The sequence below is a fragment of the Anabaena sp. UHCC 0187 genome, assembly GCF_009712035.1.
In the GTDB taxonomy this organism is placed as follows: domain Bacteria; phylum Cyanobacteriota; class Cyanobacteriia; order Cyanobacteriales; family Nostocaceae; genus Dolichospermum.
The window spans coordinates 185,555-205,018 of the sequence record NZ_VILB01000013.1; the positions used below are offsets into that span (position 1 = coordinate 185,555).

Genomic DNA, 19,464 nt, shown 5'->3' on the forward strand with positions numbered 1-19,464 from the left:
CAGTACCCAGAAAAATTGCTAGTCAGGTATCTAGTCAGGTATCTATTCAAGACGAAGATTTTGCAGCTTTAGAAGCACTACTGGGTGAGAATGAAGATAACGCACCAGAAGTTAATCAACCTGCTGTAGTCAAGGATCAAAATACTTCTTCTCCATCAAAACTAGAAGATGAGTTTAGTGAGTTGGAGGATTTGTTAGCACAGGCTGATCAAACAATATCCAATACATCAACAACATCAGGAAAAACTGCCAGTAGTAAAATTCCTCGTCCGGCTACTCGTCGGACACTCAAAGAAGAAACCATGAAAGTCCCAGTTAAACAACTGGATGACATGAGTAACTTGGTTGGGGAGTTGGTAGTAAATCGCAATACCTTAGAGCAGGATCATGAACGTCTGCGACAGTCACTAGATAACCTGTTGGTGCAGGTACAGCATCTTTCAGACGTAGGAGTAAGGATGCAGGAATACTACGAGCGATCGCTTTTGGAAGCATCTCTCCTTGCCAGTCGTCGTTCTAGAGAACAAGGTCACTCATCTGGCAATTCCCATGATCGTGGCTTTAGCGAAATCGAAATGGATCGGTTTACGCCTTTCCATATTCTGGCGCAAGAAATGATTGAGTTCATCGTGCGAGTTCGGGAGTCAGCCAGTGATATTGACTTTGTTACCGAAGAAACAGAACAGGTCGCCCGACAGTTACGCCAAGCAACTAGCCAGCTACAAGAAGGACTAACAAAAGCCCGAATGGTTCCCTTTACCCAAGCTATTGACCGCTTGCGGCGAGGAGTGCGGGATAATGCCATTAAGTATGGCAAACAAGTAGAGTTAGTCACGGAAGGGGTTGATACCTTGGTTGACAAGATGATTTTGGATCATCTCACAGATCCTTTGACTCACATGGTCAATAATGCGATCGCTCACGGCATTGAAAGCCCAGAAGTACGGCAAGCTGCGGGTAAATCAGCCACAGGTATGATTAGTATTCGCGCCTTACAACAAGGAAACCAAACTGTTATTTCTGTAAGTGATGACGGCGCAGGTATTGATCATCAAAAAGTTAAAAACAAGGCAGTTAAAAAAGGTATTCTGACCCCCGAACAGGCAAGAACCATGACTCGTCTGGATACCTATGAACTTTTATTCCTCCCCAGCTTTAGTACCGCCGATGAAGTAGACGATATCAAAGGTAGGGGTGTAGGTATGAACGTAGTTCAGAACGATATCAGCGAAATTCGCGGTACAGTTAGCACCGATTCCACCCTAGGTAAAGGAACTAGCTTTACGATTCGGCTACCACTAACGCTGAGTATTTGTAAAGCCTTATTCTGCGTTTGTAATAGAACCAGAATTGCTTTCCCAATGGATGGTGTCGAAGATACCCTAGATATTCCTACCAAAAATATTCAACAAGATGCTGATGGACAATCATTTATTGTCTGGCGGGATACCATACTTCCCTTCAAACCTTTAAAAGATATCTTAGTTTTTAACCGTCAGTTGACCCGTGGTAACGTCTATGGCGTTAGCAGAGATGATGACACAATTTCCGTAGTCGTCATCCGCTCTGGTAATACCATGATTGCTTTACAGATTGATCAAGTCCTGAGTGAGCAAGAAATTGTAATTAAGCAATTTGAAGGTCCAGCACCTAAACCCAGTGGTATAGCTGGTGCTACAGTTCTCGGTGATGGCATGATTATGCCTATTGCCGATGTCTTAGAAATCATTGATATCTTCCAAGGGAAGATGTCGAAAAATATTGGTGGTAGTTGGCAACAACACAATATTCCCCCTGCCCTTGACTTTCCTAGCGTTGATAAGGTGGAAACAACTGTGTTAATTGTTGATGACTCGATTACAGTTCGAGAACTCCTATCTCTCACCTTTAATAAAGCGGGTTATCGTGTAGAACAAGCCCGTGATGGCCAAGAGGCTTGGGATAAACTCCGTTCTGGTTTACCTTGCGATATTGTTTTCTGTGACATCGAAATGCCTCGTTGTGATGGACTAGAATTTCTCTCCCGGATTCAGAAAGATGACAGTTTGAATCACTTACCTATTGCTATGCTCACCTCTCGCGGTGCTGACAAACATAGACAAATGGCGGTGCAACTCGGTGCTAGTGGTTACTTTACTAAACCCTATTTGGAAGAAGCTCTTTTAGAAGCTGCTTCTCGGATGCTGAAAGGAGAAAAACTCGTGACTACTTAACCAGCTTTGATCACTATTGAGTAAATTAAAGAATTTTCAAGGTTTTACCCTAACTCAACTAAAATTTCTCTCTAAAGACGTATTGGAGGGCAAATTGAATCGTGGTATTAAAAAAACACGATTACAAAGAGAAAATCATGTTTAGAAATTTTAATGTTCGTATTAAATGGAAATGGATGTTTTTTGCGGTTTTGGGCATTATTTTAGTTAATACTCAAGTTTTTGCCCAAGTACCAATCAGACCGATTAAACCAGGTATCATCAAAGAGGGAGTAACACAAGTACAACTCAGGAATGCAACAGATAGACTCGATAAAATTGAAGCTTTATTCACCAACATAGAAAGTAAACAAGTCTTTAGACAAGAACAATCAGAGGAAATTAGTAAATCTACCTTTGAATATGCACAAGCTGTAAAAGCTGCTTTAGACAACGCCCTAAAAAATGCCGAAACTTTAGCTAAAACCCAAGGAAATAGAGGCAGTATAGACCCTTTAGCTACATTTGAAGAAGCCGAGAAAGCTAATGAGCCACGACTACAAAAAATTCAAGAAAGGGCAAATGTGATCGAAAGGCAGATTAAAACAGGAGTAGTTAAAGTTGATAAACCAGTTATTGAAAAGCTATCAGTTCCAGAACGCGCCGAGTTTTTAAATTCCCTAGAACGACCAACAAGACAAATTTACATTAAAAATTTACCAAATTTATTCAAACCTGTTATCAATACACCGCAAAAAGAACCAAAGCTGCTTAAAGATTCTGCTGAAAACTACCAAAGTTTTATTCCAGAAACTACACACAACACAATGGCTAACTATGATGTCGCCATTACAGTTTCTAATCTGCTGCAAAAAGTTAGTAACTTCATTATACCTCCGGCTTATGCCGCAGTTGCAGCACCATGTATTGGTTTAGCCATATCAAAAAATTGGACAGCTTTGGCTGCTTGTGTTGTTAACTCAAGTTCACAGGCTACACAAATATATAACGAGTTTGTTCGCTGTTGGAATAATGCTTCAGGATTTTGGAAATGGTTTAAAAAAGTTGCTTGTTTAGCAAAGTTGATTATTCGACTCGGTTAACAGGACTTAGACAAAACCGAGGTAGAAAAAAGGACTAGAGACTAAATTACAGTTTCTAGTCCAATTACAAACTAATTGGTAACACACTATAGCTACCAAAGATTTTCAAGATTTCTGTGTAATTTTGTAACTCTCTTAAAGCAGATTTCATGATCTGTGCATTCACATCTGCTTCAATATCTAAATAAAATAAATATTCTCCCAAAGAACGTTTTGTAGGACGGGATTCAATGCGACTGAGATTAATACCCAAACGAGCAAATACTTCCAATACCTTCATTAATGCGCCCGGTATATTAGCTGCTACGCTGAAAGCTAAGGATGTATGAGTACAATCAATAGTATTATTTTCCTCCGTACTAACTACCCAAAACCGAGTACAGTTTTCTGGATAATCATTAATCCCCCTAGCAAGAATAGGTAAATTATACAGTTGTGCTGCCCGACTAGAAGATATAGCCGCTGTTGTTGCTTCCTGTTCTAATCCCTGTAGTGCTTCAGTAGTCGAATTCCTAGGAATTAAGTTGACATTTGGTAAGAACTGTGATATCCATTCTTGACATTGGGCTAAAGCCTGGGGATGAGAATAGATAGTTTTAATAGTATCTAAGCTAGTTGCACAGGAAATTAATGTATGTTGAATTGGTAAAACTAAAGCTAATTGAATTTTTAAATTATCTAAGCTCCATAAGCTATCTAGTGTCATGTTAACACTACCTTCAATAGAATTCTCCACAGGAACAACAGCTAATTGGGTTTGTTTATCAGATACAGCTTGTAACGATTGAGCAATGGTAGAATAAGGGCATAAACTCGCTGTAATTCCCTGATGGGTTTTTAACCAGTTGAGATAGAAAAAAGCTGCTTGTTCGGCATAAGTTCCTGGTGGACCCAAATGGGCAATTTTCAGATTCATGCTTTTAAATTTGACGAATTTGATTAATAATAAATAAATAGTTTGATTTTTTGCAATTTAAATTGTTAAAAAATATTACAATAAAAAACAAATGGTTTAATTTGCTCATGGTTACTAAGTTTATTGCCTCTCAATCGGTGGAAATTTCCGTTCCTAAGCAATCTATTCCTATTCAACACTATTTGCGTCAGCCTCAACGGTTGGTGAATGCCTTAGCTGATAATACAAGAATTCAACAGTTGTCTGAGGAAGTTTTTCGGTTAAAAATGCGTCCTCTGTCTTTTATGTCACTGAGTATTCAGCCAACTGTAGACATGAGAGTTTGGGCAGATGCAAGCGGAACGATCTATTTGCGATCGCTCGGTTGTGAAATACTGGGTTTTGAGTACATTAACGAAAGGTTTGCGCTGAATTTAAAAGGCTATTTATCACCAGTTCAACTCAATGGTGAAAATCACTTGCAAGGAAAAGCTGATTTGGAAGTTTTAGTAGACATACCACAACCATTTTCCTTTACACCCAAATCAATTTTAGAAACTACAGGGAATGGATTACTTAAAAGTGTGTTGTTAACTATTAAGCAAAGATTGTTACATCACCTTTTAGCAGATTATCGGCATTGGGTAATCTCGCAAACTCAAAATATCGAGATAGATAATAACATTCCTGATAGCGGTAGAGTGACACAAGCCATATTACCAACTTTGAATTTTGAGTAGTTTTAAGATGGAATTTGGCAAGGACGAAAAGAGCGCCGATGTAAAGGTGAAGGTCCGTATTTTTGAAGCGCCAGTAAATGACGCGGACTTCCGTAACCTTTATTTCTGTCTATATCATACAGAGGATATTTTAACGCTAACCGCTGCACCAAATCATCACGCCAAACTTTAGCCATAATACTAGCTGCGGCAATATTCAGCGATCGCTCATCACCCTTAACAATTGTTTCTTGAGGCATTGATAAATTCTTCACCAACTGATTACCATCAATCAAACACAGTTCAGGCTTTACTTGCAACTTCAGAACAGCCCGCTTCATTGCTAAGAGAGTTGCCTGTAAAATATTAAATTCATCTATTTCCGCAGTTGTCGCATAACCAATTCTCCAGTCTAACGCCAGGGTATTAATTTTTTCAGCTAGTTTAGTTCTGCGAGAACTAGACAGTTTTTTGCTGTCCTTAATGTTATCGGCCATCAGGACTGATAAAGCCTCTACTGGTAATATAACTGCCGCTGCCACCACAGGACCAAATAAAGCCCCTCTTCCTACCTCATCTACACCCCCAACCGCACCCTGCATATCTGAGTAAGTGGAAAACTCCAACCAACTCGAATCATCCCAGGGTGCAGGTTTAATTTCTCCCATTGTCTAAACTGTGATTTGTGTGATTTGCTTGATTTCGATGATTAATTAATCAGTCGGAACTATGATTTGTGTAATTTATTTGATTTCGATGATTAATTAATCACATAAATCATCAAAATCATCAAAATCACAGTCCAATTTTAATCTTGTTCAAAACCATCTGTATCTAAAGCTGATGAACGACGACGACGACGACGATTAGGTACAGATGTAGAACTACTATTAGTTTCTGTTTCTATTTCTGTTTCCTTGGGAACTATTGTTAATTCTGGGACTATTGCTAATGGCGGAAAAGAAAATTCTGGTTCTGGTTCTGGTTCAAATGTTGGTGTCGGTAGTTTAATGGTGATAACTTCAGGAATTGTTTTTTCAGTAACAATTGGTTCGGGGATAAATCCAGTTTCCTCAATAGGTGATTGTCCTGGTTGCACAACATTAATAATCACCGATCTTGTATTTTTTCCCTCCCGATCTAACTTGAGTAAAGGAGAAATTCCCATTTCAGCAAATGTGTCTTGTTCCTTTGCTGACATCTCCACCGTAATCACCTCTGGTGGTTCTACCTTAATCGGTTCTAGTTTGACTTTTGCCCGTTCTGGTCTTTCTGTCCAACCGGATTTATTAATAGTAGGTGGAGCGATTTCTGGTATTGGTAATTCAGGTTCTTCTAAGTCTAAATCTGCATCATTAACAAAAGCTAAGGGACTAGTAGGCAAGCGAGATTCATCTTTACCGTTAGTGCCATTGACACCAATACGGCTGCGACGGGTACGGGTACGACGCTTATCATTTAATTCTTGATAACTAGGATGATTGATCAAATGGAGAGAACTAAATTCTGGTTCAGTTTCAAAACCATCTCCAAAACCATCATAAGTATCCCGTGGTGTGGCTTGGGCTACGCTACCAATATCAGGGATGCGGGTAGTGGGTGCAGGTGTCCGAGATTCCTGACGGGGCATTGGTACAAACCGCTCTGGGATGTCCGCAGCCGGTATGGGTAAGCGGTTTTCCGTTTCTCCTGGTAATCTGACGGTATGTCCTAAACCGCCGCAAGTAGGACAAGTTTCGCCAAATAATTCATAAATATTTTGGCCTTGACGCTTACGGGTAAGTTCAACTAAACCCAATTCAGTCAGTTGAGCAATTTGGGGACGAGCTTTATCAGCTTTTAGAGCTTTATTAAAGTGTTCTAAAACTTGCATTTGATCACGTCGAGATTCCATGTCAATGAAATCAACCACAATCACACCAGCAATATTCCGCAAACGTAACTGACGGGCAATTTCTGCCGCAGCTTCGCAGTTTGTCCACAGCACTGTTTCTCTAGCAGTTGCAGAACGGGTAAATGAACCGGAGTTAACATCTATGACGGTTAAAGCTTCTGTCGGTTGGATGATGACATAACCACCTGATGGCAAATCTACCCTGGGTCTGAGAGCTTCGCGGACCGCCGCATTGATGCGGAAATATTCTAAAATGGGAGAGCGATCGCGGTGATGATCAATTAACAATCCTTGGGGTGTTTGTCCACCACTCCAGTTTTGTAGATATTGCTTCACCCGTTTTAAGCCTGTGCTGGAATCAACAACAATGCGATTCACATCACTACCATACATATCTCTAAGAACGCGCTGAATAAAGTCATCATCACGATTCAGTAGAGCCGGCGCACGGGAGGTTACTGCTTCTTGTTGAACAATTTCCCACTGCTTTTGCAGCACTTCTAAATCTTCAATAATGGCTTCTTCTGGCTTGCCTTCTGCTTCTGTGCGTACCAGCAAGCCCATTCCGGCTGGTTTCACTAGAATTGCCAAGGCTCTGAGACGATTACGCTCACTTTCGCTCTTAATCCGTCTAGATAAATTTACCCCCCGTCCGTAGGGCATCAATACTACATAACGACCAGGTAAGGTGATGTTACCTGTCAGTCTTGGACCTTTTGATCCCGTTGGTTCTTTCATCACCTGCACTAAGGTTTTTTGCTGTGGTGTCAACAGTTCTGTAATCGCTGCTGCACTACGTTTTAGCCTTAATGGACCTAAATCAGTGACGTGAATAAAACCGTTGCGTTCTGGGTCGCCGATATTGACAAAAGCCGCATCTATCCCAGGTAAGACATTTTCTACTACACCTAAATAGATATCACCAATTTGGTGATGACCCGTAGCTACAACGAGTTCTTGTATTTGATCTTCCGAAAATACAGCAGCGATTTGATGCTGCTCCGCGATGATAATTTGTTTTGGCATTCAATTTCCTCAAAAATTGGCAGCACCGCTGGGAATTACAAGGAAGTTCTCTGTGATCCCGCTTGTCCTGACGGTCGCTGCTACAAGACGCTACTAGTAATAAAAATTCGCAATTTGAGTAGCTCTGCAAAGTTATGAAGAGCTAACTAATGATACTTTGGGTGCGTTTATACGCCGGATTATTCCTGAATAGCTGCATATATTTTACGGACTTCAATCAACCGCCTTTGGCTGATTTTCCATACTATACGCTGCTATTTAAACTTTGGATATCCGTAGACATCTGTTTCAAAGTTAACGCTTCATCAAGTAAAGTTGACTATATCTAAATAGCACACACTTTGTGGAAAACCTCCGCGTCTAGACACGGTTTCTTTTTGGGTTTACCATCTGCTGACGGAGGGAAATCTGCCTTTAGCACTGGATTCACTATCCGTGTTTTTACTAGAAAGTCTAGCTAGGTGCAGATAACTTACTGAGTCATCTTTACAAGAATTATGCCAGGGTTGTAATCTCTGTCAATACTTACGTGGTATTTTTTACAATTAAACACACTTGCATTTGTAGCAATTGCATAAAAGCCCGCAATAAAAGCAAGTCTTATTTAAGGGATAGAATGTATCAGTCAATGGAGAAGTTGACGAAAGCCATTGTTAGTGATTGATTCACAAGGTAGCTATAGAGAGAGTGGTTTGTAATCAGCAGCAGAGTTGGTCTGGGATACAATTTTAGAAGTTACACTCTTATATCTTTGCCTTCGCTCCTGTAATGATCACAGGCAGTGAATCAAGTCATTCAATGCAGCACCAGAAAATTTCTCTTAATTGTTATTCTAACGCAACCTTGCCAAAAATCAATTGCCACAACAGACTAATTTTTGACAATTACTAGCAAGTTATCCAATAACTAGACGCTTGCGGTGGATATGCAAGAGGTGAAATTCTAGATTAGCCACTGTTTCTAGCATAGACAGTATTTGCTCAGGACGCAAGATCACACCGTCAGGACGACAGACACCCAAATAACGTAATACTGCTATTGAGTCTGATTCTCGGTGAGATGTTGATACTAATTCTATCTCCCACAGGCGTTCGCGCAGATTTATTAATTGCTGCTTACCGGATTTGGTTGTATGTGCCGACAAAATCTCCTCTTGATTTTTAATAGTTTCAATCCAACCTTGCCATTGTGCCAGTTGTACCTCGCTTTGGGGTATAGACACTGTTAGTAAATACTCGGCTGCTTCTAGAGATTGGGTAGTAGAGGGAGACTTGATATCTACTTCTACCACATTATATATAGGGATGTCAGTAGGTAGCTGCTTAACCAATTGGGCATGAAAAGTTGCAATATCAATGGCTTGGGTCAACTCAAAATCTACTATTTCCCCTTCACTGGTAGCACCTAAAGTCAAAGCACTGGCTAGACAAATCCTCGGACCAGGATGAAAACCACCTGTGAATGTAATTGGTAAACTGGCACGGCGCATAACTCGATCAAATAGGCGCATCAAATCCAAGTGACTGACCAAAGCCATATCCCCTTGTTTACCAAAGCATACTCGCAATCGTTGGGCTTTGGTGGTGTTGGGAACAAAGTCACCAGCAAAGTTGGGAATAGGTGGTGCAGTCATAACCACATTATGACCGAAATCTGTGCCACAGACTCCACAATGAGAACAACCTTCAAAAGAGCAGTCAGGGACAATTGCCGCTTCTAGAGCGCGTTGCAGGTCTTCTTGCAGCCACTTTTTATCAATGCCAGTATCAATATGATCCCAAGGTAAGGGAGTATCCAAAGGTGAGAGGGTTTCTGGTTCTTTGTTGTCAGCAGCAAACAGATTCCATTCGCCATTTTCAACTTGACGGTATTTCCAGTCTAGACCGGCTTCGGTAATGGCTGTTTCCCAAGCTGTAAATGCTGCATCCACATTATCAAACCAAGCATCCATGCCTGCACCCAGTTCCCAAGCGCGACGTAACACTTTCCCCAGAGTGCGATCGCCTCTACCAATAAAGTCTTCCATGGCGGAAATGCGAAAATCCGTGAAATTTACTTTCACATTCTTCATTCCCCGAAATTCTTGTCGCAGGAGATTTTGCTTTCTGGCAAATTCCGTTGTGGAAACTGAATGCCATTGAAAGGGCGTATGGGGTTTGGGGGTAAAGTTAGAAATGGTCAAAGTAAAGTTTAACGATCTTCTACCCTTTTCCCAACATTCTTGCTTTAACCATCTGACCGTTTCCACAATGCCGATTACATCCGCATCGGTTTCTCCGGGTAAACCAATCATAAAATACAGTTTGATTTTATCCCAACCTTGCTCCCAAGCTGTTTTTACACCCCGTAATAACTCTTCATTTGTCAAACCCTTATTGACAATATCCCGCATCCGTTGTGTACCTGCTTCTGGGGCAAAAGTTAACCCGCCTTGGCGCGTACCTCCCAGGATATTGGCAATATTTTCATCAAACCTATCTACTCTCTGACTCGGTAAAGTGAGGGAAATATTGTCATTTTTTAAGCGGTTTTTAATTTCCATCCCCACCGCTGGTAGGGCTAAATAATCGGAACAACTTAAAGACAAGAGGGAAAACTCATTGTAACCAGTTTCCCGCATTCCCTTTTCTATAGCTTCTACCACTTTTTCCGGTTCGACATCCCTCGCTGGTCTAGTTAACATTCCTGGTTGACAAAAGCGACAACCACGGGTACAACCCCGGCGAATTTCAATGGTGAGGCGGTCATGAACTGTTTCTACATAAGGCACTAAGCCAATAGAATAGGCGGGAATGGGTGTGGCTACTCTTCTGAGGACTCTTTTGGGTACATCTGAACGCAGGGGATATACAGCCCCACCTGCACCCATTTCATAGAACTGCGGCACATAGACACCAGGGATTTGCGCCAAGTCTAATAATAGTTCTTGACGATTCAAGCTGGATTTTTTCCCTTCTTCTAAAATCAAGCCAATTTCGGGAAGCAGTTCTTCACCGTCTCCCAAAACAATGAAATCAAAGAAATCTGTATAGGGTTCGGGGTTAGAGGTTGCTGTTTGTCCACCGGCAAAAATTAGCGGGTAATTTCCCTGTAACCGTTCCTCTCTAGTGACAGGTATTCCTGCTAAATCCAACATTTCTAAGATGTTGGTTGCGCCTAATTCGTAACTGAGACTAAAGCCTAAAATATCAAAGTCCGTTAACCATCGCTTAGACTCCACTGCAAACAGGGGTGTCTGTGTCCTGCGGAGTTTTGCGGCTAAATCTGCTCCGGGTAAGTACGCGCGATCGCATAACTGGCGAGGCTGGGCATTTAAGATATTGTATAAAATAATATGCCCTAAATTTGATGCTCCCACCTCATAGACTTCTGGATATGTCAAAACCCAGCGGATTGTTGCCGTATCCCAAGGTTTATGGACTGCTAAACGCTCATTACCTAGGTAACGGGCAGGTTTTAAAATATCTGACGTTATTAATTGTTCAACTAAAACAGCCACTTTGCTATCTTCTAGCTACCCTAAATTACAGCTAACCACCTCTAACAGTAGCATTAATTTTAGATTTTAGATTTTAGAATAAACTTTTTTTTCTCAATTGACTACAAGTTTAATCTCTCTTTGCAGAATCTTTATAGCTTTACTCCCTTTGTGTAAAGATTGTCATAAGTCAAGGGGAAAATGTATTTATATATACATTTTTTTTTGAGAAGTTAAAAAACAATCTACATATACATCCTAAATGCAGATTAATCATCTGTAGCTATAGCAGTTACTGTTGCTAAAGCTATAAATAGAGGATGTTTCAGAACATTTCTCTGTAAATGTCAACCCTCATTTTTACCCGTGTTGTTGACAAAAAATAGAGTTATTGCATAACTGATCTTGTTAATTTAGTGGTGATCTAAATCACAAGAGTAAGGCGGCGTAGATCACCTTTTATACCGAACATTGTCTTAGATAATGACTAGTAACTGCAATTTGGTTTATTTCTTATGAAAACTCGATTCGTGATTCGTCAGTTGGTAGAAAAAGCCCTGCATATCCGCAAATTAACGCCAGAAATCGAAAATGAGATTAACTCAGAATTAACAAAGCTGGGTCATATCTCTGATGTTGACTATGAGGCTTTAGAATTACTAATGGCAGAGATGGATGCTGGCAGGGTGCAGTTAGTTCCTACCTGGGGATAATTCTCATACTCTAAAGATATCAACGCTGCTTACTAACATTGCTGGTGCGCTTGCCACAGTTGATGAATAAATAAATTAAATTCTTGTTTAGCTACTAAATCAGGTTCAAATTTCAGTTCTTTCGGGAAAATTTGCCCTAAAAAAGCAATAACTTCTGTATCTAGAGCCGCTCTAAACAATTCCAGTGGCCATAACAAATCAGATACATCTCGGACATCAATCACAAGTGGTAATTCTTGGGTAGAGTTCACAAGCAGTAAAGGACGCACCCAGCACAATTGACGAGAAACCACTATTTCAATGACTTCTGCATAAAGATTCTGATGGCTATAATCTAAGGACACAATTTGTCCTGGTTGAAATTTCGGGCTGATATCCATAACTATCTAGAGTAGTAACTATGTTGCAGTTTCCTTAATTTTAATAATTCCCGTTGCTAGTAGTCTGTCAAGGACTAATTGACGGGTAATAAATTTTTCTTCTTCCCTCTTCCTTCTTCCTTCGTGTTCTTCGTGTCTTCGTGGTTCATTTTTTCCTTATCCGTCAAAATTTATTTGACAGACTACTAGTGAGGAGATAGAAAGTCAAGAAAAATTTTTCTGCCCCATTATCAATTCAAATTACTTTTGTTTGTGTTATGATATTTTAGGGAAAAACTTCTCAGCAATGCCAAAAGTATTTCCAGGTGAAAATGCGGCAATGCAGAAGTAAGTAACTGTTAAGCAAATGCTTCACAGAACTGTATTGTAGTAAATCAACGATAAAAGAGCAAAGAATCGTGTCAGTCGAAACCATTGAGAAGCGTTCTACATCTCGCAAGCTTGCGCCTCAGTATCGCGTTTTGCTCCATAATGATGATTACAACCCGATGGAGTACGTGGTACAAGTGCTAATGACTACTGTTAATAGCATCACCCAACCGCAGGCTGTTAGTATCATGATGGAAGCCCACCATAACGGGTTAGCTTTAGTTATTACTTGCGCTCAAGAACACGCGGAGTTCTATTCTGAAACCCTCAACAATCATGGTTTAAGTAGTACGATTGAACCTGATGAATAGTCTTTGGTCATTAGTCAATAGAGTATAGTTTTGACTGATGATAATTGACTAATTTATGAAAATTAATCTCACTCAGCTTACCCAATACCCTGTTTATGTAAGGCTGGTCTGTTTTATACTGGCCTTACTCTTGCTATGGTTACCCCTAGCTATACCAATTTATTGGCTGGTCGCAGATACTAATTTAGAAAGTATTTTGACGCTGGTTATATTATATATAGAGTTTATTTTTCTCCTCAATATTTGGGGTAAACAAGTTTATCAGCAACCAAAAATATTCAGCCATTATGGGTTAGAATTCACGCGGTTTAATGGTGTAGATGTATTGTGGGGGTTAGCCATTGGATTAACTAGTGTTTTAGTTTTATTTGGTTTAGAAGGTTTGCTAGGTTGGTTGGTATGGCAACAACCCAAAGTATTTTTCGGAAAAATAATTTTAGAAGGTTTATTAGTTAGTTTGGGTGTGGGGTTTGCAGAAGAATTATTATTTCGGGGTTGGTTATTGGATGAGTTACAACGAGATTATAAATTAAATATCGCTATGAGGATAGATGCAATTTTATTTGCTGTAGCCCATTTTATTAAACCTTTAGAGGCAATTATTCATACTTTGCCCCAGTTTCCGGCTTTGGTGCTGTTGGGGTTAACGCAGGTATGGGGAAAACGTTGGCGACGCGGGCGTTTGGGCTTACCCATTGGTTTACATGGTGGGTTGGTTTGGGGTTATTACATGATTAATGTGGGGCAACTAACCAAATATTCGGGTCAAGTTCCTGATTGGGTGACTGGTGTGAATAATAATCCTTTGCAGGGAATTATGGGGGTATTATTTATGGGTGGGTTGGCTTGGTGGATAGGTAATCAGCAATTAAAAATTAAAAAAGATGATAGAGAATAGTTAAGGCAAATACTTTTGTACCACTGTCCAACCGCTGAGAGATACCCAAGCAAATCCGAGTAATAAGCAGAGATTACAACCAAGATGTAATGGTCTAGCCCAAAGCTTGCTGGTACTAATTTGAGTAGCACTAAAGGCAGATACTAAAACTAAGATGACGACTACTAACCCAGCCCCTAAATGTGGTGAGTGTCCTAATGAACCAAAGTGTCCTAATGTACCCACAATGCCAACGGCTAGAAGTAGCAATACTAAACTAACCATAGTTATGCCGATTATATAATGGAGCGATCGCAATTCACCACGATTCCACGGTAGGACAACCCCTAAAGGTACTTCTTCAGTAGTTCTGACCCGTAACATCAAAATACCAGTTATGGCTAAAAATAAGTATGCTAGTAAAGATAATCCCATTGACCAAGCCGCGATTTTCCATAACCAGAGAAAGGAAGGTAGGTGCATAAAACAGTTAAGTTCAGGAAAGTTACCTATTGAGCTTAACAGGACTTGGAAATAAAGCTAAACAGCTACAATCCAAAAACTATCTCAAAGCTAAAAATAGGTATGCCCTTGACACTCCCCGCGCTAAAGAGACGATTTTCCGGCAATGGCTAGAAGATTTTGGATACAAAGGAACATCGAAAATCCCCAATTAGGATTATGGGAAGTTTTCCCATGCTTGAGCAACCAATTGACTTAACCAGCGTCTTTGTTGTCTATCTAACATCTGGTCTTCTGCTAATACCTGGGCAGTTAATTGATCTAAAGACTGACCCTGAGCGCGAATAACTTTAACAACACCAGCAATTACCGCAGCTACTAATTCTTCATCTACGGGCTGTTTTCTCAATGCTGATATTTCTTGGGGACTGTCTGGGATAGGATAATTCATGGCATAGGTTTACGAAATTTACAACATGAACAATAAACTTGATAAATTATTAAAATTCTTTATGGAATCTTTATGAAGCTAATTAGCGCAGAGTCTAACCTAGTTTCTGCCGTTTTGAAATCTGTCTAAGTGAGTAGATTCATGAAATATCAGAATAATATGCAAGAACTTCTTTATTTAGAAATTCCTACACCCGATACAGAATTTGTCCGCAAATGGCTGCAAACAGATTTTGTTCTAGAAAATGGCAAAAAAATCATCACTCCAGATGGTTTTCGCTGGAAAATCCCGATTGAAAATAACACTGCTAGTGGAGTCGAACTGTCTATATTTGTGTGGTCGGTGCAGCGGACAACTTACCTGAAAGTATTCCGTTGGGGAGATAAGTCTTTTCCTGGTGAGAGACCTATTCTCCAATATCTGACCAAGGAAATCAGAAGCCGCTTTCCCAATTGCTACCCAGAACCACCTGTGATTGATGCCCAAAAATCAATTTTCGCAGAGCTAGAACCATACTATCCCCTAACTGTCAAGTATTTTCAGAAAATGCCCAATGGGGAATATGATCTGAACCGGGCTTATTGGTGGGAACAACGGTGGCGAGAAGGGGTGATAAATCCTCGAAGGCCCCGTGAGGTGGTATTTTTTCCCGAAAATAGTCAGGAAGAAGACAAAACCAGTCCTGAATATGACATCATTTACATTGGTGGGGCTTTGGGGTCAATTCATGCCGCAGTCATGGCTAAATTGGGCTATAAGGTGCTGTTGGTGGAAAGATTACCCTTTGGGAAAATGAACCGAGAATGGAACATTTCCCGTGATGAAATCCAAAGTTTAATAAATTTGGGTTTGTTGACAAATGCTGAAGTAGAAAAAATTATTTCTAGGGAGTATAAAGACGGGTTCAATAAGTTTTTTGATGGCAATAATCTCTCTAAATTAAAAGCTTCTATTCTCCATACTCCCACCGTTCTCAATATAGCTTTAGACTCAGAAAATTTCCTAGAATTATGTGGGCAAAAACTGAAAGCTGCTGGTGGTGAAATTTGTGATGAAACGGAGTTTTTGCGAGTAGATGTTAGTCCGACAAAAGTTAGTATTAATGTTAAGCATTTGCCCACTGGGAATGAAAAGCAAGTTAGTGGACGTTTATTAATAGATGCCATGGGAACGGCTTCACCAATTGCTTGGCAATTAAATGGTGGTAGGGCTTTTGATAGTGTCTGTCCAACGGTGGGAGCAGTGATTGAAAAAGGCTTTGAGCCTGGGGTATGGGATTCCGAGTATGGGGATGTTCTCTATAGTCATGGGGATATTTCTAGAGGCAGACAGTTGATTTGGGAATTGTTCCCTGGTGCTGGGGAAGAATTAACAATTTATCTATTTCATTATCATGAAGTTAATGAAAAAAATCCCGGTTCTTTGTTGGAAATGTATGAGGATTTTTTCACAATTTTGCCAGAATATCGGCGTTGTGATCTGGATAAACTAGTCTGGAAAAAACCCACCTTTGGCTATATCCCAGGACATTTTAGTACAAGTAGTAGCGATCGCACAATTGCGGTAGATAGATTAATTGCTATTGGTGATGCTGCTTCTCTACAATCTCCTTTAGTTTTTACTGGTTTTGGTTCTTTAGTCCGCAATTTAGAACGGTTAACGACTTTATTAAATACTGCACTCAAACATGATTTATTGAGTCAGCAGCACTTAAATAAAATTCGTGCTTACCAAAGTAATGTGGCTGTCATGTGGTTATTTTCTAAAGGAATGATGGTTCCCACAGGAAAATTTATTGCACCACAACTCATAAATTCTATGCTGAATACCTTCTTTGGATTATTAGCAGATGAAACCCCAGAAGTAGCAGATAATTTCATTAAAGACCGTTGTGATTGGTTTACCTTTAACCGTCTAGCTTTGAAAGCAGCGATGAAAAATCCGGCCTTATTAATATGGATTTGGCAACTAGCTGGTTGGCAAGATTTATTACGTTGGCTTGGTAATTATGTTAGCTTTGCTCGTCATGCTTTAGTTAGTGTCATGTTGCGGACATGGTTCCCGCAGTTCTTGAAATGGAGTCAGTCTTGGTTAGAATCCCACTTTCCAGGATTATGGTTGCAATTGTTAGTCATGAACTATGCAATTACTACAGGTAGACCACGATTACCGCCGGCATTGCGTTAGTTGAATTTATCTAGGAATTACGCAACTTTTACAGGTTGCGTAACTTCTATGATCACGATTATTGAGTCGTAAATTTGAACGATTTCAACGATTTTAAAGCTTATATCCTACATTGAAGTAAAAGCCCTCATCTTGAGCATTTACACCTCGGTCATCTAAATTAATTAAAGGTAAACCATAATCTAACCGCATATTTAGACTAGGTAGAAGTTGCCATAAAACTCCGACTCCCGTACCTGCTAAAAAGGTTTGTTTCTGTAAGCGATTAGGATTATCATCCGTATTCCAGACATATCCTAAATCAAAGAATGGTGCGATTTTAATTAATGGATTTCCACTCTCATCTTTGTGGATTGTTAGTTGGTTTTCTAGGACAAATCGGACTCCATTATCACCTGCACGGGCATTTTGCCGATAACCACGCACTGACTGACCACCACCAATTACAAATTGCTGTGAAGGTAATAAACCATTGGGAGTTAGTTGTACTTCAGCTTGGGCAATTAAGATGTTGTTATCACCAAACCTTTGTACTCGTTGTAGTTGTCCTAACCAACTGAAAAATTGACCATCAGGAATAGGATCAGCGTTGCTAGTAGCATCAAATACGTCAATACCAAAACTGAATAAAGAACGCAAAGACCATGCTCCTTTGATATCTCGTGCTACATAGTCTTGTCCAAATTTAATCACACGAGTGCGGCTATTACCTTGATCGTCGGGTCCAAAACCAAATGCTGTGGGACCTGCAAAGGTAAAGGTTTGACCATCTTGGACAGTAAACCCTAATGATAACGCAAATTCTTCACGGGGCGATCGCACTAATGGCTGACGAAAACTAATTTCATATAGTTGGGACTCTCCCCGAATATCAAAGGACTGAAAAGGTTCTTGAATGACTTTATTATTATTAATTGCGGTTCGCAATTGTACAGTCCCATTCATCGGATTCACTGGGATCTGATAACTGAAATCATAGATATTTGATCCCCCTCGAGGTGTAAAGTAATAGGATGCGGTGAGTTGATCGCCTAATCCTGTGAGATTACGATAACTAGTATTAATCCCAAATCTTTCTGAACCAATGCTTGGTGGAGAATAGTTATCAGCACTTAATCCTGCTTTCAAAGAGTTAGCTTCGGTAACTCTGATTACTAAAATATTTTGACCTACCTGAGTACCGGGACGGATACTGGCTTCCACATTAGAAAATAAGGGATCTGCCCTTAATAATCTTAACTGGTCTTCTATATTACTTGTGGAAAGAGGTTTATTAATTCCTAAACCTACACGCGATCGCACATAATTAGGATTGAGGCGTTTTGTCCCTTCAATTTCAATTTTCTCCACACCAGCTTCAATTACCCGAATTTTGGCTACACCATCACTAATTGTTTGGTTGACTAAAATTGCTCTTGAGGTAATATAACCCCGATCTAAGTAGAGTTGGGTAATCGCATTAGCCACTTCTCTGAGTTCTTCCAAATTCACCGAACGTCCTTGGACTGGCTTAGTCAGGGAGTTCAATTGCTCTTGACTAAAAATTGTACTGCCCGTCACCTCAATTTTATCAACCTGAATCTTTTCGGTGACTGTCTCAGGTGCAGTTTCTGGTATAGGTTCTGATGGGACTATCTGCTGATTTTCTGGTGTTAGAGGCTTAGGAATGGGTTCTGGTTGTAGAAATCTTTCCTGATTGGGATTACCTTTGGGATTTTCTGCTTGTGCCAGCAAATTGTTTGGTGGTTCTAAGAAAACAAATGAATCTGTTAATTCAGTGTTAGTTGATGATTTCTGCTTTAACTCAACTTGCTTATTTGTGACTTTTGCCAGCAAATTGTTTGGTGGTTCTAAGAAAACAAATGAATCTGTTAATTCAGTGTTAGTTGATGATTTCTGATTTAACTCAACTTGCTTATTGGTGACTTTTGCGACTAAATTGTCTGGTAGTTCTAACAAGACAGATGAACTAGATGATTGAGCATAGCTGGCTGATACAGAGACAGCCAAGAGTGTACTAGTCATTAAATATACATATAAAATTCTAGATTCTAAATGCCGACGCATAAAATTATTGCTCCTGGATTTGATTTTTATACTTATATAAGCTTATAGTTTCAAAATTAACACGCTATGTTACCACTGGATATATTAATGGCAAAATTTTGGTATTTTTTCGCTAAATAGCGGAAATAAGTTAAGCGGTAATATAAGCTAAAGTTATACTTAATACTAATTCATTAATTAGTAAACTGAGAAATTACGGAATTTTTATGAAAACTTCCATAAATCACAAAAAAAAATAAGTGCATATTATACGTAAATTTACTCTTACTATGTTATGGTATTCTAAGCTAGTCTAATAGTGAAGCATTAAGTCAAACAAAAAAATAAACAAACCTTCTGA

At 39.8% G+C, this 19,464-nt stretch carries 15 protein-coding genes; 7 read left to right on the forward strand and 8 right to left on the reverse strand.

Features of this window, described 5'->3' with window-relative positions:
* Window positions 1-2,213: response regulator (locus FJR11_RS13815; RefSeq protein ID WP_168504589.1), on the forward strand; the 2,213-nt coding region annotated here is incomplete at its 5' end.
* A 137-nt stretch (window positions 2,214-2,350) separates the two neighbouring features.
* Window positions 2,351-3,295, forward strand: coding sequence for a hypothetical protein (locus FJR11_RS13820; RefSeq protein ID WP_168504591.1), 945 nt, complete (start codon window positions 2,351-2,353; stop codon window positions 3,293-3,295).
* 64 nt (window positions 3,296-3,359) lie between these two features.
* Here FJR11_RS13820 and pheA read toward each other — a convergent pair whose 3' ends face one another.
* Complete coding sequence (pheA, locus tag FJR11_RS13825) at window positions 3,360-4,211, reverse strand: prephenate dehydratase (protein ID WP_168504593.1); 852 nt, start codon at window positions 4,209-4,211, stop codon at window positions 3,360-3,362.
* 107 nt (window positions 4,212-4,318) lie between these two features.
* On the opposite strand from pheA, the gene FJR11_RS13830 reads away from it, so the two are divergent.
* On the forward strand, window positions 4,319-4,930 hold the full coding sequence (locus tag FJR11_RS13830; protein ID WP_168504595.1) for a DUF1997 domain-containing protein: 612 nt from the start codon (window positions 4,319-4,321) through the stop codon (window positions 4,928-4,930).
* Window positions 4,931-4,932: 2 nt separating this feature from the next.
* On the opposite strand, the gene FJR11_RS13835 is transcribed toward FJR11_RS13830, so the two are convergent.
* The 3 genes from FJR11_RS13835 to FJR11_RS13845 all read right to left on the reverse strand — a co-directional run bounded on the left by FJR11_RS13835 (window position 4,933) and on the right by FJR11_RS13845 (window position 11,328).
* The gene (locus FJR11_RS13835; protein ID WP_168504597.1) at window positions 4,933-5,577 is read right to left on the reverse strand and encodes a ribonuclease HII; all 645 of its coding nucleotides are present in this window, start codon (window positions 5,575-5,577) and stop codon (window positions 4,933-4,935) included.
* Window positions 5,578-5,717: 140 nt separating this feature from the next.
* On the reverse strand, window positions 5,718-7,829 hold the full coding sequence (locus FJR11_RS13840) for an Rne/Rng family ribonuclease (RefSeq protein WP_168504599.1): 2,112 nt from the start codon (window positions 7,827-7,829) through the stop codon (window positions 5,718-5,720).
* Window positions 7,830-8,724: 895 nt separating this feature from the next.
* Window positions 8,725-11,328 (reverse strand): TIGR03960 family B12-binding radical SAM protein, encoded by a 2,604-nt coding sequence (locus FJR11_RS13845; RefSeq protein ID WP_168504601.1) that lies wholly within the window; start codon window positions 11,326-11,328, stop codon window positions 8,725-8,727.
* A 494-nt stretch (window positions 11,329-11,822) separates the two neighbouring features.
* Here FJR11_RS13845 and FJR11_RS13850 point away from each other — a divergent pair, with 494 nt between their 5' ends.
* Window positions 11,823-12,020, forward strand: coding sequence for a hypothetical protein (locus FJR11_RS13850; protein ID WP_168504603.1), 198 nt, complete (start codon window positions 11,823-11,825; stop codon window positions 12,018-12,020).
* A 32-nt stretch (window positions 12,021-12,052) separates the two neighbouring features.
* On the opposite strand, the gene FJR11_RS13855 is transcribed toward FJR11_RS13850, so the two are convergent.
* Entirely contained in the window at window positions 12,053-12,400 is a 348-nt protein-coding gene (locus tag FJR11_RS13855; RefSeq protein ID WP_174763052.1) for a hypothetical protein, read from the reverse strand.
* Window positions 12,401-12,798: 398 nt separating this feature from the next.
* Here FJR11_RS13855 and clpS point away from each other — a divergent pair, with 398 nt between their 5' ends.
* Both clpS and FJR11_RS13865 read left to right on the forward strand, forming a co-directional pair.
* The gene (clpS, locus tag FJR11_RS13860; protein WP_168504605.1) at window positions 12,799-13,080 is read left to right on the forward strand and encodes an ATP-dependent Clp protease adapter ClpS; all 282 of its coding nucleotides are present in this window, start codon (window positions 12,799-12,801) and stop codon (window positions 13,078-13,080) included.
* 55 nt (window positions 13,081-13,135) lie between these two features.
* A complete protein-coding gene (locus FJR11_RS13865) occupies window positions 13,136-13,978 on the forward strand; it encodes a CPBP family intramembrane glutamic endopeptidase (RefSeq protein WP_168504607.1) in 843 nt (280 codons plus the stop codon).
* On the opposite strand, the gene FJR11_RS13870 is transcribed toward FJR11_RS13865, so the two are convergent.
* Both FJR11_RS13870 and FJR11_RS13880 read right to left on the reverse strand, forming a co-directional pair.
* Window positions 13,979-14,440, reverse strand: a complete 462-nt coding sequence (locus tag FJR11_RS13870; RefSeq protein WP_168504609.1) for a DUF4079 domain-containing protein — start codon at window positions 14,438-14,440, stop codon at window positions 13,979-13,981. It lies immediately after the preceding gene.
* A gap of 196 nt (window positions 14,441-14,636) precedes the next feature.
* Window positions 14,637-14,870: a hypothetical protein gene (locus tag FJR11_RS13880; RefSeq protein WP_168504613.1), complete on the reverse strand. Its 234-nt coding sequence runs from the start codon at window positions 14,868-14,870 to the stop codon at window positions 14,637-14,639.
* Window positions 14,871-15,029: 159 nt separating this feature from the next.
* Between FJR11_RS13880 and FJR11_RS13885 the strand changes: the two genes are divergently transcribed.
* Entirely contained in the window at window positions 15,030-17,057 is a 2,028-nt protein-coding gene (locus tag FJR11_RS13885; protein ID WP_168505556.1) for an NAD(P)/FAD-dependent oxidoreductase, read from the forward strand.
* A 93-nt stretch (window positions 17,058-17,150) separates the two neighbouring features.
* On the opposite strand, the gene FJR11_RS13890 is transcribed toward FJR11_RS13885, so the two are convergent.
* Window positions 17,151-19,082, reverse strand: coding sequence for a ShlB/FhaC/HecB family hemolysin secretion/activation protein (locus FJR11_RS13890; RefSeq protein ID WP_168505558.1), 1,932 nt, complete (start codon window positions 19,080-19,082; stop codon window positions 17,151-17,153).
* Window positions 19,083-19,464 lie beyond the last annotated feature (382 nt).

Bases quoted from the DNA above. Each gene is read 5' to 3' on its own strand.
- FJR11_RS13820 (WP_168504591.1), top strand. From the start codon at position 2,351: ATGTTTAGAAATTTTAATGTTCGTATTAAATGGAAATGGATGTTTTTT.
- pheA (WP_168504593.1), bottom strand. From the start codon at position 4,211: ATGAATCTGAAAATTGCCCATTTGGGTCCACCAGGAACTTATGCCGAA.
- FJR11_RS13830 (WP_168504595.1), top strand. From the start codon at position 4,319: ATGGTTACTAAGTTTATTGCCTCTCAATCGGTGGAAATTTCCGTTCCT.
- FJR11_RS13835 (WP_168504597.1), bottom strand. From the start codon at position 5,577: ATGGGAGAAATTAAACCTGCACCCTGGGATGATTCGAGTTGGTTGGAG.
- FJR11_RS13840 (WP_168504599.1), bottom strand. From the start codon at position 7,829: ATGCCAAAACAAATTATCATCGCGGAGCAGCATCAAATCGCTGCTGTA.
- FJR11_RS13850 (WP_168504603.1), top strand. From the start codon at position 11,823: ATGAAAACTCGATTCGTGATTCGTCAGTTGGTAGAAAAAGCCCTGCAT.
- FJR11_RS13855 (WP_174763052.1), bottom strand. From the start codon at position 12,400: ATGGATATCAGCCCGAAATTTCAACCAGGACAAATTGTGTCCTTAGAT.
- FJR11_RS13865 (WP_168504607.1), top strand. From the start codon at position 13,136: ATGAAAATTAATCTCACTCAGCTTACCCAATACCCTGTTTATGTAAGG.
- FJR11_RS13870 (WP_168504609.1), bottom strand. From the start codon at position 14,440: ATGCACCTACCTTCCTTTCTCTGGTTATGGAAAATCGCGGCTTGGTCA.
- FJR11_RS13880 (WP_168504613.1), bottom strand. From the start codon at position 14,870: ATGAATTATCCTATCCCAGACAGTCCCCAAGAAATATCAGCATTGAGA.
- FJR11_RS13885 (WP_168505556.1), top strand. From the start codon at position 15,030: ATGCAAGAACTTCTTTATTTAGAAATTCCTACACCCGATACAGAATTT.
- FJR11_RS13890 (WP_168505558.1), bottom strand. From the start codon at position 19,082: ATGACTAGTACACTCTTGGCTGTCTCTGTATCAGCCAGCTATGCTCAA.